General features: G+C 49.3%; 17 protein-coding genes. 11 read left to right on the top strand and 6 right to left on the bottom strand.

The features are described 5' to 3' along the window. The 3 genes from COV46_05110 to COV46_05120 all read right to left on the bottom strand — a co-directional run. The coding region (locus COV46_05110; GenBank protein PIR17209.1) for a hypothetical protein at positions 1–261 on the bottom strand (261 nt) is incomplete at its 3' end. Next, a complete protein-coding gene (locus tag COV46_05115) occupies positions 258–1556 on the bottom strand; it encodes a hypothetical protein (GenBank protein ID PIR17210.1) in 1299 nt (432 codons plus the stop codon). The genes COV46_05110 and COV46_05115, both read right to left, overlap by 4 nt. A gap of 10 nt (positions 1557–1566) precedes the next feature. Then, entirely contained in the window at positions 1567–1866 is a 300-nt protein-coding gene (locus COV46_05120; GenBank protein PIR17224.1) for a transcriptional regulator, read from the bottom strand. A gap of 96 nt (positions 1867–1962) precedes the next feature. Between COV46_05120 and COV46_05125 the strand changes: the two genes are divergently transcribed. The 4 genes from COV46_05125 to COV46_05140 all read left to right on the top strand — a co-directional run bounded on the left by COV46_05125 (position 1963) and on the right by COV46_05140 (position 5979). Continuing rightward, complete coding sequence (locus tag COV46_05125; protein ID PIR17211.1) at positions 1963–3588, top strand: hypothetical protein; 1626 nt, start codon at positions 1963–1965, stop codon at positions 3586–3588. Between the two features lie 69 nt (positions 3589–3657). Then, on the top strand, positions 3658–4608 hold the full coding sequence (locus tag COV46_05130; protein ID PIR17212.1) for a hypothetical protein: 951 nt from the start codon (positions 3658–3660) through the stop codon (positions 4606–4608). Next, positions 4605–5741: a cystathionine gamma-synthase gene (locus COV46_05135; protein ID PIR17225.1), complete on the top strand. Its 1137-nt coding sequence runs from the start codon at positions 4605–4607 to the stop codon at positions 5739–5741. Before COV46_05130 ends, COV46_05135 begins: the two co-directional genes overlap by 4 nt. A gap of 43 nt (positions 5742–5784) precedes the next feature. After that, positions 5785–5979 carry a hypothetical protein gene (locus tag COV46_05140; GenBank protein ID PIR17213.1) on the top strand — a complete coding sequence of 65 codons (195 nt, stop codon included), beginning with the start codon at positions 5785–5787 and terminating at the stop codon, positions 5977–5979. On the opposite strand, the gene COV46_05145 is transcribed toward COV46_05140, so the two are convergent. Both COV46_05145 and COV46_05150 read right to left on the bottom strand, forming a co-directional pair. Next, positions 5976–6329, bottom strand: a complete 354-nt coding sequence (locus COV46_05145) for a (Fe-S)-binding protein (GenBank protein ID PIR17214.1) — start codon at positions 6327–6329, stop codon at positions 5976–5978. The two genes, COV46_05140 and COV46_05145, sit on opposite strands and share 4 nt — an antisense overlap. Beyond that, a complete protein-coding gene (locus COV46_05150; protein PIR17215.1) occupies positions 6326–6859 on the bottom strand; it encodes a hypothetical protein in 534 nt (177 codons plus the stop codon). Before COV46_05150 ends, COV46_05145 begins: the two co-directional genes overlap by 4 nt. A 71-nt stretch (positions 6860–6930) precedes the next feature. On the opposite strand from COV46_05150, the gene COV46_05155 reads away from it, so the two are divergent. The 7 genes from COV46_05155 (at position 6931) to COV46_05185 (ending at position 14922) form a co-directional block, all read left to right on the top strand. Continuing rightward, positions 6931–8583, top strand: a complete 1653-nt coding sequence (locus tag COV46_05155) for an AAA family ATPase (GenBank protein ID PIR17216.1) — start codon at positions 6931–6933, stop codon at positions 8581–8583. Between the two features lie 352 nt (positions 8584–8935). Beyond that, positions 8936–9586: an antibiotic resistance protein MarC gene (locus COV46_05160; protein ID PIR17217.1), complete on the top strand. Its 651-nt coding sequence runs from the start codon at positions 8936–8938 to the stop codon at positions 9584–9586. 33 nt (positions 9587–9619) lie between these two features. Then, the gene (locus tag COV46_05165; GenBank protein PIR17218.1) at positions 9620–10240 is read left to right on the top strand and encodes a dTMP kinase; all 621 of its coding nucleotides are present in this window, start codon (positions 9620–9622) and stop codon (positions 10238–10240) included. Further along, positions 10237–11115: a hypothetical protein gene (locus tag COV46_05170; protein ID PIR17219.1), complete on the top strand. Its 879-nt coding sequence runs from the start codon at positions 10237–10239 to the stop codon at positions 11113–11115. The genes COV46_05165 and COV46_05170 overlap by 4 nt, the downstream gene beginning before the upstream one ends. Positions 11116–11188: 73 nt before the next feature. Continuing rightward, on the top strand, positions 11189–12106 hold the full coding sequence (locus COV46_05175) for a stage 0 sporulation protein (protein PIR17220.1): 918 nt from the start codon (positions 11189–11191) through the stop codon (positions 12104–12106). Further along, positions 12087–14045 carry a methionine--tRNA ligase gene (locus COV46_05180; protein ID PIR17221.1) on the top strand — a complete coding sequence of 653 codons (1959 nt, stop codon included), beginning with the start codon at positions 12087–12089 and terminating at the stop codon, positions 14043–14045. The genes COV46_05175 and COV46_05180 overlap by 20 nt, the downstream gene beginning before the upstream one ends. 301 nt (positions 14046–14346) lie before the next feature. Further along, on the top strand, positions 14347–14922 hold the full coding sequence (locus COV46_05185) for a YihA family ribosome biogenesis GTP-binding protein (protein ID PIR17222.1): 576 nt from the start codon (positions 14347–14349) through the stop codon (positions 14920–14922). Between the two features lie 172 nt (positions 14923–15094). Here the strand turns inward: COV46_05185 and COV46_05190 are convergent, their stop codons facing one another. Next, positions 15095–16162: a hypothetical protein gene (locus tag COV46_05190; GenBank protein PIR17223.1), complete on the bottom strand. Its 1068-nt coding sequence runs from the start codon at positions 16160–16162 to the stop codon at positions 15095–15097. Positions 16163–16328 lie beyond the last annotated feature (166 nt).

Consider the following 16328-nt stretch of genomic DNA (forward strand, 5'->3'; position numbering starts at 1 on the left):
ATATTCAACATCCGGGATACCCCAGAGGTATCGTTCTGCAGGGGTCGTAACACGCTCTTCGACCTCTTTGGGCGTGGCACCGGTGAAAGGTATCATTACATCCACCATCGGAACCAGTATCTGAGGCTCCTCTTCGCGGGGGGTAAGATATATCGCCATGAGCCCCAAAAGGAGCGAGGCAATTATCATCAAAGGTGTCAGCTTTGATGTAACGAACATCTTGGCCAGCTTTCCTGCCGGCCCCAGTTTTTGATCATTCATAGGTCACCTGTCTGGAACTTCTTGTTGGCATCGCTCTCCGCAACGCTGTATCTGCTATCCACAAGCCTAAGCGAGATCATCGCCCAGTTCTGTATCGTCTGGGAATAATCAAGAAGGGGGAGCGTCCCTTCCATATATCTCTGACGTGCGAGCTTAAGCGCCTTAGCCGCCTCATCGGTCGCTTTTTTGTTCAATTTGTATTGTTCTATGCAGGCGTTAAGTCTTTGAGCGCTGTTCTCTTTTTCGGCCTCGGCCTTCAGTTTCATCGCCTCAAAGTTATCCCTTGCCGCCGCCCTGTTCGCGTTGGCCTCTTTTACTTTGCCGAACCTCTCGCCGGAAAATATAGGCCACGAAAATAGCATCCCCGCCTCATATGAACCGTCGCTTGATTTAAAATCTCCGGTGTATCTGTTGTATGCGGCAAAGAGGTCTATGTTGGGACCGAACGTTGACTTCGCCGACTTATGCTCAGAAATTGCGGCCTTGTAGATGGCCTCGGCGGCCTTAACGTCACCCCTTGTGTCAGAGGTCGACGGTCCTTCATTGAAGGACCTTTGCGCCTCGGGGATGCTGTCGGTAAGCTCAACGCCTTCCGTGTCTTTTATACCCAGAAGCGCCGTGAGACATCTTTTTGTGTTGTCCCCCATCGTTTCTACCCTTACCAGTTGCGACTCAAGGTCGCTTCTTACCGACTTTGCAACTATGTAGTTCGTTTCGTTGGCGCTGGAAGGGGCGCTCGCCTGTTCATAGCTAGCCTCCAGTGCCTTCATGGAATATATAGCCTCTTTGAGCACTCTCGCCTTTTCTCTGTAGGCGACCGCCTGATAATAGAGACTGACCACATCAAGCCTTAAAGATTCCCTTTCGAACCCGCTCATCTGCTTCACCAAATCCAGCTGATGGCTGGCCGCTCCCCTTCTATAGAGATCCGTTGTGCTGTGAAGCACCGGCTGTGTTATCTCGGCCCTTGTCACCCAGTTGTTGATCGCGTTCGGATGATTGAGATTGTTTATCGCCATATCCTGCGCGGTGAACTTTCCCTGCTGCAGCTTTCCGCCAAAGACCCCCACAGGGTCATCGGTCCTCACATATCTCTCCAGAACGTTCACCTGCGGCATAAAGGCCCCGCTCGCCGAAAGGAGCCTTCCTTCCGCCGATCTGACCTCTGACCTGAGGGCGGAGTTCCTTGGAGAGCTGTCAACAAGCTCAAGCGCCTTTGAAAGCGTGAGCGGTTCCACCGCATACGATATCAACGGGATGACAGCGGCGATCGTAACCAAGAATTTTATTTTCATATGTTCGCCTTTATTTGCAAAATAGCGCCTTCATTAGGTCCAAGAACTCGAGAAGTCTTTTATCTTTGATGGAATAGAATATCTGATTTCCTTCGCGCCTTGCCTCCACAAGGTCCCGCTCCTTCATCTTTGAAAGATGCTGCGAGACGGTTGGCTGAGGATAGCCGGTCGCTTCGGAAAGCTCGTTGACCCCCTTCTCCCCGGAACGAAGCGTCATGACGATCACAAGTCTCGCTTCATTCGCCAGCCCCTTAAGACAATGCCCTGCCCTGTGCGCCCGCTCCCTTAACTCCTTGGCCTGTATATTCATATATGCGAATATATCTATATATGAATATATTAATGTCAATAACAAAATAATAGTTCTTGAAAGGGGGGTTCTTATGGCATAATAGCGCCCGAACATATGGGAACGGGACTTTTAAATAACCAGCTACTGGTTCTTTTGGCAATAATATCAATTGGTTACATTATAGGCCATATCAAAATAAAGGGTATCTCTTTCGGCTCCAGCGCCTGCCTCTTTGTGGCCATAGCCGCCGGCATTTTGGGGGCGGAGATCCCTTCGATAATAATGAGCATCGGGGTCATCTTCTTCATATACCCGATAGGTCTTCAGGCCGGGGCCCAGTTCTTCAGGCAATTTCACAGGCGCGGACTTAAATTTGCCGGACTTGCGCTCTTCACCGTCAGCACAGGAGCATTGACCGCGCTCCTGCTTGCCATACCGCTAAAGGTGGACATAGCGAGTGCCGCCGGAATTTTCGCGGGTGCGATGACCTCTACCCCCGCCCTTGCCTCGGCGATAAACGCCATCCAGACATATCTCCCGGGCCACAGCGGCCAGGCATCGCTCGGATACGCGGTCGCCTACCCTTTCGGGCTTATAAGTGAAATGCTCTTTGTTCAGCTTGTCCCCAAAATATTCTCCAAAAGGGTGAACGCCGATCGTGAGAACGAGGCCAAAGAGCGAGAGGTAAGAGGTTTTAAGAGCAGGTCCTTCAAGCTCACGAATATAAACCTGACAGGGAAGACCCTTGATGAACTCGATATCCACAACATTGCACACGTAAATCTCACAAGATTCAAACGGGGCGAGCACATTACCATCTGCACGCCGGACGCAAAGTTCGAACTTGGAGATACAGTGGTGGCGGTGGGACAGGCCGCCGAACTTGAAAAGTTCCGTATCCTCTTCGGCGAGGATATGGGCCAGGAGCTCCCGCCTCCGGGTTTTATGGCGATAAAGGACCTTTTCGTGAGCAGTTCAAAACTTGCTGGAAGATTGCTACGGAACCTAAAGCTGCCTGAAAGCTACGGCATAACGATAACCAGGCTTTATCGCGGCGAGGTGGAAATAACCCCTACCGGCGGCGTTTCGCTCGAGATAGGCGACATGATGAAGGTCGTGGGGCGAATGGAGAACGTTGAGCGCTTCATTAAGATGGCCGGCTCCGAGAGAAGAAGGCTTGACGACACGAATATTCTCATACTTACCATCGGAATGTTCTTCGGCGCCCTTTTGGGAGAAATCCCTTTTGTTATCGGAAATTTTTCATTGAAGCTAGGCGTTGCCGGCGGGCCATTATTTGTCGCTCTCATCTTGGGTCACTTTGGGAAGATAGGAAAATGGTCCGTAAGGATACCCAACGCCACAAAGATATTCCTGCGCGATCTTGGGCTTGTACTATTTCTCATCGGGATCGGCGTAAAGACGGGCCATGAACTAATAGCCAGCATTGGCGGTCATAGTATAATATCATGTATCATATTGGGCGCTGCGGTCTCGCTCGTTTCGCTCTTTGGTTCATATTTCCTTGTTCACAAGATATTCAAACTTCCTATCACACAATCGTTGGGTGCCGTGTGTGGCGCCAAGACAAGCAGCCCATCCTTGGGAGTATTGATAAAGACCGTGGAGGATGATTCGCCGGCGGTCACTTACGCCGCGGTCTATCCCGTTGCCATCATCATGCTTACGCTCGTCGGTCAGCTTTTTGTGTGGATAGGCACTACCCTGCTCGGAAGATAGTTCCAAAAAACATTTCCAAAAAACATTCCTTGAAAAAATGGCAAATAAGATGTCTATTGTGGTCCACTTATGGCGGCTCATAATTCTATACTGGAAAGCATCGGTAAGACCCCGATCGTAAGACTTAACAAGATAGGAAAAGGCCTTACGGCGGCCCTCTTTGCAAAATGCGAGGCCGCGAATCCGGGCGGAAGCATTAAGGACAGGATAGCCCTTAAGATGATAGAAGAGGCGGAAAAAAAGGGCCTGTTAAAAAGGGGTTCGACCATCATAGAGGCCACAGCAGGAAATACCGGTGTGGCGCTGGCGCAGATCGCGGCTGTAAAGGGATACAAATGCCTCTTCGTAGTCCCCGATAAAATGAGCGAAGAAAAAGTGGCCCTGCTCAAGGCGTATGGCGCAAAGGTGGTGGTAACAAGATCGGATGTTGCGCCCGACAGTCCGGAAAATTACAGCGTCCTCGCAGTAAAGATAGCTTCCAAGACAAACAATTCCTTCATGCCCAGCCAGTTCACCAATCCCAGTAATCCAAAGACGCATTACCTAACTACGGGCCCCGAGACATGGCGCGATATGAAGGGAAAGATATCGGCATTGGTCTCCGGCGTTGGAACGGGCGGAACCATCTCCGGTTGCGGAAGATATCTTAAGGAACGAGATCCAAAGATAAAGATGATCCTTGCCGATCCAAAGGGATCGCTCCTGTCTGGCGGCAATGGTTCACCCTGGCTTGTCGAAGGGGTAGGCGAGGATTATTTTCCGAAGACATATAAAAGATCGGTGGTCGACGATATCGTAGTTGTGACCGACAAAGAGTCGTTCCTTATGGCAAGACGCCTTGCACGGGAAGAAGGGATATTTGCCGGGGGCTCTTCCGGCACCGCCCTGGCCGCGGCCGTGAAATATTGCAAAAAGAACAGGGTCGGCGGCAATGTCGTCATCATTCTTCCTGATACGGGAAGGAACTATCTAAGCAAGTGCCATTCCGATGAATGGATGAAGAAAAAAGGATTCTTATGAAAATAGGTACAAAGACGGTTCATAAAGGGCAAAGGCCCGACAAGGACACCGGAGCGGTCATCCCATCCATCTGCCAGACCACAACGTTCATGCAAAAAAGTCCGGGGAGACCCATAGGCGAGTTCGAATATACTCGCGCCGGGAATCCCAACTTTTCACGGCTTGAAGAGACCCTTGCATCCATCGAAAACGGGAGATACGCCACTGTTCTTAGCTCCGGGCTTGGCGCGCTAACGGCTTGGCTCTTTAGCGCGGGACGCTGCCATATCGTGGCGAACGAGGACCTCTATGGCGGCACCTATCGCCTTTTGATCAATGTCTTTGCGAAATACGGCGTAAAAAGCTCGTTCGCAAGGAGCGATGACCCCGGCATGTGGAAAAAGGCTGTGAGGCCGGAGACCAAATGGTTATTGATAGAGACGCCCACAAATCCCCTTCTAAAGATCGTTGACCTGAAACAGGCGTGCAGCTTTGCCCGTTCCAAAAATATCAAAGTCATCGTAGATAATACATTTGCCAGCCCTGTCTTTCAGAATCCTCTCGATCTTGGCGCGGACGTGGTCATCCACAGCTCAACAAAATATCTTGGCGGCCATTCGGACGTCATCGGCGGGGCTCTCATAACGAACGACAAGGAGCTCAAAAAGAGGTTCGATTTTTACCGAAAGGCCGCGGGGCTCAACCCGTCGCCGTTCGACTGCTGGCTTATAAGCCGTGGCATCAAGACGCTTGCATTAAGGATGGCCGCCCACGAAAAGAACGCTGCCGCAATAGCCAAATATCTGCGGAACCGCAGAGAGATAAAAGAGGTCTATTATCCCGGGCTCGCTTCACATCCCCAGCAGAGGCTCGCCCACCGCCAGATGAAAGGGTTCGGAGGCATGGTCACGGTAGAGTTTGGCAATGAAAAGTCCGCCAAGAGATTCATAAAGCGATTGAAGCTCTTCTGTCTCGCCGAGAGTCTTGGAGGTGTGGAATCGCTCGTCTGCCAGCCGTCGTCCATGACGCACGCATCGATACCATCAGAAGAACGGAAAAAGATAGGGATCAAAGATAACATGGTGAGACTTTCGGTCGGCATTGAAGATACAGATGATCTTTTGGAAGATATCGAGGCCGCCTTAAAGAGATAAAATATGCGAAGCAAGGTTTACGATGAAACACATGTAAGGATAAATGAGATCATCGGCCGCAGGTTCAATAATCCGCTGGGTGAACATTGGCTCTAAGTTGAAACGTTGTCGCAAAGAACTGGTGAATGAGGTTGGGAGGTCTGCCGCAGAAGACTTTAAAAGGAAGGCCTCTTCAATAATCAACGCCACAAAACATCACAAGTTCGGGCATATCGTCATATTTGCCAGTCCTTTTTAATAACACTCGTCAAACCATTCGCACGAGACGCAATATCTCTTAAGCGCTGTTTTTTTGGCATCTGTGTCTTTGGATAGACCGACAGTGTTGTAAACCTTTCCGTTTTCCAAATCAAGTTCATTGGCAACTAAAGAGTCGTGTTTTCCGACCTTCTCTTCCGAAACACACTTTTCATTATTTAAATCGGGGCATTTGGAACAGATATCGTCGTAGCCAAAAGTTATGAGAATCTCTTTTTTGTTTTTTAGCGCGCGGACGACCCTTGCCATATTCTGAATGAAATCGTCTGAATATCCTTTGCCGTTAAAACCCCTGACGCAGAGAAGATGATGAGGTCTGATCTTGATCATTTGCGGATAAGAAATGAGGCGGCGAACGCCTTGGCAAGATCGAACCCCGCAAATGGGATGACCGCCAGCTTTAACGTTGTGTTAAAATTAGAACCCGTAACGGCCGCGAACCAGATGGCTCCAAAAAGATAGATCACGGCAACGGCCAGCATCATGAAAGATATTATGCCTATTCTACTTTTAGGTCTCTTTACAAGCGCGCCGACTATATAAGCCGCCGGGATGAAACCTATTATGTAACCGCCTGTTGAACCTAGGAGAACAGCCGTGCCCGAGGAGATTCCAGAGAAGAATGGTAGCCCGGCAACACCGGCCGCAAGATAGACAAGCTGGCTTAGAGAACCGTATCTACTCCCGAGCAGGGCCCCGCTAAAAAGCACGGCAAAGACCTGCAAGGTCAGCGGAACGGGTGTAAAAGGAAGAGGTATCCTTATCTGGGCGGCAAGGCCCGTGAGGCAGGCAAAGAAGATCGCTCCCGTGATACCCTTGACGACCGGGACTGCCCTTTGAATGACCCTTGTGTTGCACATGGGATGATTTCGTATCATGAACTATTTTCCCTTGTCCAATAAAAAGCCTGCGTGCTATAGTGCACTGCGCTATGGAAAAACTACTGAAGATAACACTTAACGGTAAGGATGTTTACACGATCCCCGGCACGACGATAGCGGACATTCTCGGCAAGAGCCCTCACAAGAGCGAATTTCCGCCCATCGCGGCGCTTGCCAACAATAGGCTGGTAGGGCTCTATCACGATATAAAACTTTCGTGCACGATAGAGACGCTCGACCTCACTTCCCGCGAAGGAACAGAGGTCTACAGAAGGAGCTCGCTTTTGATATTCTTCGCGGCGCTTAGAGAGATAAGTCCAAACGCAAGCGTCAACGTAGGCCAATCGATAGGCCACGGATACTTTCTGGAGCTTAAGAACGGTCCCATAACAGATAATTTCATTGATTCTGTAGAGAAGAAGATGCGCGATATCGTCAAAAGAGACGTCCCTCTTCGGCCCATATGGATACCGATCGAGATCGCCATCGATCATTATAAAAAGACCGGGCGCAATGATCGTGTCATGCTCTTAAAACAGACCCGCAAGAGTGAGGCGCAGGTGGCTGACATTCTCAAGTACAGGGGCTTCGTCTACGGTCCCATCGCACACAGGACCGGTCTCATTGAACATTTTAAACTTCATAAATATTACCACGGTCTTGTCCTCGAGTTTCCTTCGACGAACGGAAAGTTCACAGGCAGGATCTTCGATCAGCCGAAGCTCTTCAAGGCATATCTTGAGACCAGAAAATGGAACGAGCTGATAAACATTCAGAACGTTGCGCAGTTGAACCAGACATGTATAAGCGGCGCTGCACCGGACCTGGTCCAGGTCGCCGAGGCGCTTCATGAAAAGAAGATAGCGGCTATTGCCGACGACATCCATAACAGAAAAGATGTAAGGCTTGTGCTTATCGCAGGCCCATCTTCTTCGGGAAAGACGACATTTACAAAGAGACTCGCGGTTCAGCTTCGGGTGAACGGAATAGAGCCGGTCGCGATATCGATAGATAATTATTATCTCGATAGAAAAGATTCACCAAGACGTCCGGACGGAACTTATGACTTTGAATCGATAGACGCCATCGACCTTAAACTTTTCAACAAGCATGTAAAAGAGCTCTTGGCCGGGAAAGAGGTTGCGACCCCTGTCTATTCATTTAACGCCGGGAAGCGCGACAGCAACAGAAAACACCTAATGCGGTTAAAACCAAACCAGGTCCTTATTACCGAAGGGCTACACGGCCTTAACGAAAAACTTTCGTCCGAGATCTCCAAAAAGAATAAGGTAAAGATATACGTATCGGCGTTAACGCAGCTTTGCATAGACGATCACAACCGTATCCTTACATCGGACGCAAGGTTACTGCGCCGCGTCGTTCGCGACAGGCTCTTCAGAGGCTCCGCCGCCGCAGACACTCTCGCCATGTGGCCGCAGGTCCGCGCCGGTGAGAACATGAACATCTTTCCCTTCCAGGAAGATGCCGACATCATGTTTAACTCAACGCTAGTCTATGAACCGGCGCTTCTAAAGACGTTTGCCGAAAGGCTTTTGATGGAGGTCCCAAGCGACCATCCATCATATGTTGAGGCACTGCGTCTCTTTCGCTTCTTAGACCTTTTGATACCGATACTTCCTCAGGAGGTCCCGCAGACATCGATACTTCGTGAGTTCATAGGCGGCAGCGCCTTTAGGTATTGATTTTTCACGCAACTTTTCCGGAAAATTGACGATAATATATATGAGGGAACGGCGAAAGCTGGCCCCTCATCCCGAGGCCGCCAAAGGCGGATCGAGGGGTCCAGCGGAGACAATATATGAAAGCGGCAATTATCAATAAAATCAATAAGATAAGAAGACAAAGAACCAATAAAGACGTCTGCGAACGGCCCTCCTTGCAACTCCCCCTCCCGGAACCAAGACCCCGCAAAAAAGAAGAGTCAAGAGAGGCCCCAACCTCCAGAGTCATTATCATTGACCTAAACTAAACTAAGTTGCTATACGTTTGCGACCGGCTAAACTGGCCCAACAGGCGGAACCGGCAAGACAAACTATGCCAGAATTATTTAAACAGATCTTTGCCTACATAGGCCTTGCCCTGCCGGCGCTTATCATTATCACGAACCCCATTGCGGCGGCATCTTTCTTTGTCTCCTTTGCCGAAGGGATGCCTGCAAAGGAGATTAAAAAGGTGGCCATGAAGGCCTGCCTCACCTCCATGTGGGTGATGATAGTCTTTGCGATATTCGGCACATTTATTTTTTCGCTTTTCAGCATAACGATAGCCGCCTTCCAGATCGCCGGCGGTATCATTCTGTTCGGTGTCGCCATGGACATTAGAAAGGGGCGCCGCGAAGAGAAAACCCCCGTTAAGAGCGACGACTTTTCTATTGTGCCGCTTGCCATTCCGATGATAGCCGGGCCAGGGGCGATAACGACCTGTCTAATGCTCGCCGGAGAAGCGACGAACATGGCCTATTTAGGCGTGCTCGTTCTCTGCATCGTTATCGCCATGATCATAATGTATATCGTTCTCACTCATGCCCACAAAATGACCTCGATCCTTGGCGGCGGCGGACTCCGTATAGTGATAAGGCTCATGGGCCTAGTGCTGGCCGTCATTGCCGTACAATTCGTCCTTAACGGAATTAAAGGTGCATTGCCGATATTGGCGCCTGTGCTGAGCAAATGTATAAATGGCTAGGGCCATGGTCTAAGGTCTATAGTCTAATATAATATGAAAGGTAGATTTATAACATTCGAAGGGATCGAAGGTTGCGGCAAGACGACGCAGATAAGGCTTCTTGACGAAAATCTTCGTTCTAAAGGTCTTGCAACGGTCCTGACGCGCGAACCGGGAGGCACCGAGATAGGAGACAAGATCCGCGGCATACTTTTGGACCCCGAAAATAAAAAAATGTGTTCAGTTGCCGAACTTTTACTTTATGGCGCGGCACGCGCACAACATCTGGAAGAGCTTGTGAAACCGTCGATCGCCGAAGGCAAGATCGTCCTTTGTGACCGTTATTCCGATTCGACAACGGCTTATCAAGGCGCGGCACGAAAGCTTTCACCGAAATTTATTAAAGGTCTCGATTCGCTGGCAACTGGCGGGCTTAAACCGGACCTCACTATCCTTTTGGATATCGACCCTAACGAAGGACTTAAAAGGGCTCGGAGCAGGAGATCTCTCGACCGGTTCGAGCGGGAAGAGGTCTCATTTCACGAGCGCGTGAGAAAGGGCTACCTTCAAATATCCCGCGAAGAACCTTTAAGAGTAAAGGTCGTTGACGGACTCAGGCCGACAGACGAGATCCGGGCAGATATCACAAACATAGTCGAAAAGTTACTTAGATGAATCTAATAGGCCACAAAGAAGAGATCGAACTACTCAAAAAAGCTGAAAAAGAGAACAGGCTGGCAAGCGCCTATATCCTCTCCGGCCCCGAAGGCGTCGGCAAAAAGCTGGTCCTGCAGAAGTTCATCATGGGGCTCTACTGTGAAAGCGCTTGTGGTGTCTGCCCCAAATGCCAAAAGATAGTTAACGACTCTCACCCGGACATCTTTAACGTATCTCTTGAAGAGGACAAGAAGGACATCTCAATAGAACAGATGCGTACCGTTCAGGGAAAGGTGCAGATGCATCCTCTCGAGGGAAGGTACAAGTTCGTCATAATAGACAATGCCGAAAGAATGAATCAGGCGGCGGCAAATTCTGCGCTTAAGATATTGGAGGAGCCTCCAAGGGACACACACTTCTTTCTTATAACATCCAGAAGTCACATGTTCCTTCCAACCATCATCTCAAGATGCCAGAAGATCACGTTCTCTCCTCTTCCTGTCGAAGAGATCGTTCCCATTATTGAAGAACGGCTCAAGACCGACAAAGAAACTGCCGGGATGATGGCCTTAATTTCATGCGGAAGCTTAGGGTTAGCGCTTACCTTTCCCGTTGATACCCTAAAGGATGCGAAAGAGACTATCACAAGGATCCAAAAGACAAGGACGCCTTCGGAGATAATCGCAACGGCCGAAAGATGGGGAAAATCCGACGCCAACCACCTTGCGATACTTGCGGCCATTGCATCTGTCTACCGCGGAACATTGGCAGGCGACCCGGCCGGATCTCTGCCAAAACTTCAGAGAATAATATCCGCCGAAAGGGACCTGGAAGCCACATATAATAAACAACTTTTATTTGAACAACTTCTTTTCGCATTAACGAGTGGATGAATAAGCCAAACAAAGGCCCCATTTTTATATTGCCGTTCGAGGAGCTTTTGTTTACATTGCTTTGAACTTAATTATGGAAAAAGAACCGGAACAGCAAAAGACGCGAAGAATTGCAGGCGTTCACTTTTCAAAGGCAAGCAAAATAGAGCGTTATCTTGCTGGTAACATTGAACTTTCTCTGCATGACTTTGTCGTTATCAAGGGCGATCACGGAGAGGTTGTAGGACAGGTTGTGACGCTTCCAAGGGACGAACCCGCATCAAGCGTCGCCACGAATATCAAGCCGATTCTTCGGAAGGCCACGAACACAGACATCGACAAATATCATCAGGATATGGAAAAGGCGCTCGAGGCGTACGATCTTTGCGAAAAAAAGATCTTAGAACGCGACCTTTACATGAAGCTTGTAGATGTCTCGTTCGAAGACAATAAGGCCATCTTCTTCTTCTTTGCCGAAGAGCGCGTCGATTTCAGGGCGCTTGTGAAGGATCTTGCAAGTTCGCTCCACATGAGAATTGAGATGCGTCAGATAGGCGCCCGCGATGAGGCAAAAGCGATAGGCTCCATGGGCCCGTGTGGAATAGTCTGCTGTTGCGAAACATATCTGCAGGAGTTCAAGCCCATATCGATAACAATGGCCAAGAACCAGGGGCTCTCTCCAAATCCAGCAAAGTTGACCGGCATGTGCGGAAAACTTAAATGTTGCCTTAACTATGAGAACGAAACATATCTTAACGAAAGAAAAGACCTCCCCCCCATTGGGGCCAAGGTAAAGATAAAAGAGGGCGATGGTATCATAACTAACCTTGATATACTCAAACATCTCTGCTCGGTCAGGGTAGATAACGAGGACGGTTACGAAGAGGTAAGATGCAAGTGCAGTGACTGCCAGGTACTTTCAAAGCCCAGAGGTTCCCAGAAAAAGACCAAGGAGAAAGAGAAAGTAAGGGAAGAGAAAGAGACCAAGAAAGATGAAAAGCTCGAAGGGTAAAAATAAGCCAGCAAAGTCACAGGCAAGCAAAGCCAGCAAGGCAAAGAAGTTCTATATAACTACTGCGATAGATTACGTTAACAGTCTTCCGCATATTGGCACGGCTTATGAGAAGATAGGGGCGGATGTTCTTGCGCGTTCAATGAGAAAGAAGCTAGGGGATAATAACGTTCATTTCCAGATGGGGAATGACGAACATTCTACCAGCGTACTGAAGGCGGCTACCGAAAAAGGTATCGACACCAAGAAATATTGCGACGAGATGCGCGCAAAGTTCGAGGAGGTCTGGAAGCGCCTCAATATCTCATATGACGATTTCGTCCAGACATCCGAAGGGAGACATGTAAATGGAGTTCAGGAGCTCTTTCAAAAGATCTTTGACGCCGGCGATATATACAAGGCAAAATATTCAGGATGGTACTGCGAATCGTGCGAGGCCTTCTTTACTGAAAAGGACCTCGTTAACGGCGTCTGCCCGAATCATAAATCCAAACCCAAATGGATAGAAGAAGAGAACTACTTCTTCAAACTGTCTAAATACGAAATGCCCCTGCTGGACCATATCGAAAAGAACCCAAGTTGCATAGAGCCCGAAGGCCGCCGTAATGAGGTCGTAAGCATGATAAAGAAGGGCCTGCAGGATATCAGTATCTCGCGCGCAGGCTTTGAATGGGGTATCCCCCTTCCTTTCGATAAAAATCATGTGATCTATGTCTGGTTCGATGCGCTAATGAACTATATAACAGCCGTTGGCTACGGGACAGATGCGAAACTTTTCAAAAAATGGTGGCCTGCCGATATGCATGTGATCGGAAAGGACATCATCCGCTTTCATTGCGCATTGTGGCCCGCGATGCTCATGTCCGCAAAGATAGAGCTGCCAGCCAACATCTTCGCGCACGGCTTTGTCTATCTCAAGGGCGAAAAGATGAGTAAGACGCTTGGCAACGTTGTAACGCCCTTGGATGTCATAGACAGATACGGCGCCGATTCGCTACGATACTATTTAATGCGAACCTCGTCTTTTGGTAAAGACGCCGATTTCACATGGGAGAATTTCATCGAACGTTACAACGCCGACCTCGCGAACGGCATAGGAAACCTCGTTGCAAGGACCCGCGCGATGATAGAGCGCTATTTTGGCAGAAAGGTTCCCAAGTTTGCAGGTTCACAGGTTAGCAAGTTAACGGGTGATATTGAAGATAAGGTAAATGATGCCCTCGACCACACCAAGGGCGATGTCAATTTCCATCTGGCCCTTGCCTCCGTTATGGACGTCGTTTCGGGAATAGACAGATATATAAACGAGAACAAACCCTGGGAGCTTGCCAAAGCCGGGAATATGAAAAAGCTCGGGACCGTCCTTGGTAACGTATATGCGGCGATAGAGGAAGTTTCTATCCAGCTTGAGCCTTTTATCCCGGAGTCGTGCGAAAAGATAAAGAGGCAGATGGGTTTTGGGAAGGGGCGTGTTGCGGAAGCCGAGAACCTGTTCCCCAGGATAGAGGAGAGGGCCGAAGCAGGAGGCAAGACACAGGAAGCAGGAAAGACCAAAAAAGAGGATAAAAAGATGACAGAAACACAAGTTACAAATACCGAACCGAAACCGATGAGCAATGAGATAGAGATATCGGACTTTGCAAAGGTAGAATTGAAGGTTGCGGAGATCAAATCTGCTGAAAAGGTCGAAGGTGCGGACAAGCTCCTAAAGCTTCAAGTGGACCTCGGCGGCGAAACAAGGCAGATAGTTGCAGGGATAGCAAAACACTACACACCGGAAGCACTTATCGGCAAAAAGATAGTTGTTGTGGCCAATCTGAAAGCGGCAAAGCTTCGCGGAGTGGAATCTCAAGGAATGCTCCTTGCCGCAAGCGACGCAGAATCGGTAGTGATACTCACGCCGGAGAAAGATATCCCGGCCGGAAGCAGGGTTAAGTAGCAGAAACGAACTTGACATAAAGCCCGTTCCTAAGACATTGAAAGGCGGGGTCTTGGGGGACATGCCGGTTGTGAGGCCAAGCTTGACCACTCGCCTTCTTGGCCAAGAAACATGCGCAACTTTAGTTGCTAATATTCCGCTCACCCCGAGCTTGTCGAAGGGCGAAGCTCACAATGACCGCTGAATTTTGGCGGCTTCATTCCGGGCGGGGCCTGTATTCAGCCGCCAAAATTTAAGCCGCTTACGCTGGAAGCGCCGGTGACAAGACGCTTCTGTTTGCTGATGGGAGGAAGGATATAAGATGAAAATAACATCCGCAAAATTTATAAGAGGTATCGTAGGCGCCGACAGGATCATGGAGGATAAGTTGCCCCAGATCGCCTTTATCGGTCGATCGAACGTGGGGAAGTCGAGCGTTATCAATTCTTTGACCAGCCAGAAAAAGCTGGCAAGGTCCAGCTCCTATCCCGGATGTACCCAGCAGATAAACATCTTTCTTATCAACAACTCTTGTTATCTGGTCGATCTGCCGGGGTACGGCTTTGCCAAGGCGCCAAAGCTGGTCAGGGACCGTCTAGATAAGCTGATCTACTGGTATCTTTTTGATTCGAAGTATAAACAAAAAAAGGTGGTCCTAATAATAGATGCCAAGATAGGCCCAACAAAAGACGATCTGGACGTACTTCGCGGCCTGGAGGACCAGAAAAAGAACATTGTGGTCGTTGCCAACAAGATGGACAAGATCAAAAAGTCGGAATGTAAACCTCACCTCCAAAAGATAGAGGCCCTAGTAGGCGCTCACACTTTTATCCCTTATTCGGCTGAAAAGAAGATAGGCGTGGGGAAGCTGATCAATGAGCTGTTCGTTAACCAGTAACGGGTCCTAGCAAGAAGAAGCGAAGAAGTTCGCGGCCGCAAGATAGATGGGTCAGTAAAATAAAAGATGTAAAATAGCCCCTGCTAGAGCAGGGGCTATTTTTTCGGCTACTCTGGATAGGCCGAGTTAGAACCTGTTTGCTAATTCGTTCGGATCGCTAGTTGGGAACCTGCTATAGGCATGGTGCGAGGTCAAGGCTAGCGTAGCAACCCTCGCCTGTTGGGCATTGGTCCGGCGTCTTGCATGATTTTCCGCAGGTCTTGTTCGCGGTGTCCCAGTCAACTCCACAACGCGAAGTCCTTTCATCGGGGGGCGGAGGGGGTGTCGTGCTTGCACAGTCGATATTCGCTGTAGGGCTTACGCTAATTCCACAAGCAGAAGAAAATGCGGCGATATACTGTTTATAGTACCCGATACGACCGGCGGTTTTTTTACGGAATGCGGCAGATGGATTTCCACACTCAAGATTACCATTGATGACCTCTACCGTTTTTCCGAAATCAATGCCATCCGATGTGATGGCATCGTGTGCGGTGGCCTGTTTCTTGATGGTGGTTTGAGAGGCCTTGTCAAACCCTCCCATATGTTTCACCCAGAACGCCAAAGAGGCCTTCCATGCATTGGAGCCGGTCAGGATCTTAGCGGGGTCGTTGTAGAACTGATTCTTCTTCATGTCCTTCTCCTTCTCACCGAACAACTCGATGCTGGCCTCGTAATAATTGTAAGGGTTGGTGATCTGCAGGGCGCCGCGGCCATAATAACTGCAGTCGCATTTTGGGGCCTTGTTATAAGGAGGATCGACCTTGCAATAGTTACAGCATGCGCCCGCGCTGTCGCAACCTACTTCGCTCGCAAAACAAAGTCCGCCGTCTAGCTTGCCTTCTGCGGCACCGTTGGTCTCAAGCGAGACGTTCGCGAGAAAAGAGGCCAGCTCATGCAGGTTCCTTTCGGTGGAGGAGCTCCCGCAAAATGATGGATAGGCCTTGGCCGATTCCATCAGATAAGCCCTGCTTAAGATCTTCTTGCCGGTGCATGACGGATGACTGAAGGCGATGGGAAAGAATTTTTCCCATTTGGAGTCGCTAGGGAAAACGGCCTTGATAAAGTCGACCGATCTCTTGTGGTCGCAGATCGATGCGCTTTTGGGCTTAGCTAACACGGCGCGATTGGCGGCAAAACCAGAATAACAGAACAATACGACTAAACAAAACACCGGAACGATCCATTTGATCTTTTTCATAATGTCCCCATCTCTTTTTGTTCAGCCGAAACTACTATATTTTCTGTAAGTGGTAAATAAGAAAAATACCGGGAGCTGGAACACGGAACAGACATCGTATCCCCCCTATAAAGAGGATAAGGTATATGTTGGATAGAGAATGGGAGGAGTTAAAGAAAGTTATCCA

It is taken from the genome of Deltaproteobacteria bacterium CG11_big_fil_rev_8_21_14_0_20_49_13, assembly GCA_002796305.1.
In the GTDB taxonomy this organism is placed as follows: Bacteria; UBA10199; UBA10199.

Excerpts from the sequence above, each read along its gene's own strand:
- COV46_05115 (PIR17210.1), bottom strand. The coding sequence starts at position 1,556 with ATGAAAATAAAATTCTTGGTTACGATCGCCGCTGTCATCCCGTTGATA.
- COV46_05120 (PIR17224.1), bottom strand. The coding sequence starts at position 1,866 with ATGAATATACAGGCCAAGGAGTTAAGGGAGCGGGCGCACAGGGCAGGG.
- COV46_05125 (PIR17211.1), top strand. The coding sequence starts at position 1,963 with ATGGGAACGGGACTTTTAAATAACCAGCTACTGGTTCTTTTGGCAATA.
- COV46_05130 (PIR17212.1), top strand. The coding sequence starts at position 3,658 with ATGGCGGCTCATAATTCTATACTGGAAAGCATCGGTAAGACCCCGATC.
- COV46_05135 (PIR17225.1), top strand. The coding sequence starts at position 4,605 with ATGAAAATAGGTACAAAGACGGTTCATAAAGGGCAAAGGCCCGACAAG.
- COV46_05140 (PIR17213.1), top strand. The coding sequence starts at position 5,785 with ATGAGATCATCGGCCGCAGGTTCAATAATCCGCTGGGTGAACATTGGC.
- COV46_05145 (PIR17214.1), bottom strand. The coding sequence starts at position 6,329 with ATGATCAAGATCAGACCTCATCATCTTCTCTGCGTCAGGGGTTTTAAC.
- COV46_05150 (PIR17215.1), bottom strand. The coding sequence starts at position 6,859 with ATGTGCAACACAAGGGTCATTCAAAGGGCAGTCCCGGTCGTCAAGGGT.
- COV46_05155 (PIR17216.1), top strand. The coding sequence starts at position 6,931 with ATGGAAAAACTACTGAAGATAACACTTAACGGTAAGGATGTTTACACG.
- COV46_05160 (PIR17217.1), top strand. The coding sequence starts at position 8,936 with ATGCCAGAATTATTTAAACAGATCTTTGCCTACATAGGCCTTGCCCTG.
- COV46_05165 (PIR17218.1), top strand. The coding sequence starts at position 9,620 with ATGAAAGGTAGATTTATAACATTCGAAGGGATCGAAGGTTGCGGCAAG.
- COV46_05170 (PIR17219.1), top strand. The coding sequence starts at position 10,237 with ATGAATCTAATAGGCCACAAAGAAGAGATCGAACTACTCAAAAAAGCT.
- COV46_05175 (PIR17220.1), top strand. The coding sequence starts at position 11,189 with ATGGAAAAAGAACCGGAACAGCAAAAGACGCGAAGAATTGCAGGCGTT.
- COV46_05180 (PIR17221.1), top strand. The coding sequence starts at position 12,087 with ATGAAAAGCTCGAAGGGTAAAAATAAGCCAGCAAAGTCACAGGCAAGC.
- COV46_05185 (PIR17222.1), top strand. The coding sequence starts at position 14,347 with ATGAAAATAACATCCGCAAAATTTATAAGAGGTATCGTAGGCGCCGAC.
- COV46_05190 (PIR17223.1), bottom strand. The coding sequence starts at position 16,162 with ATGAAAAAGATCAAATGGATCGTTCCGGTGTTTTGTTTAGTCGTATTG.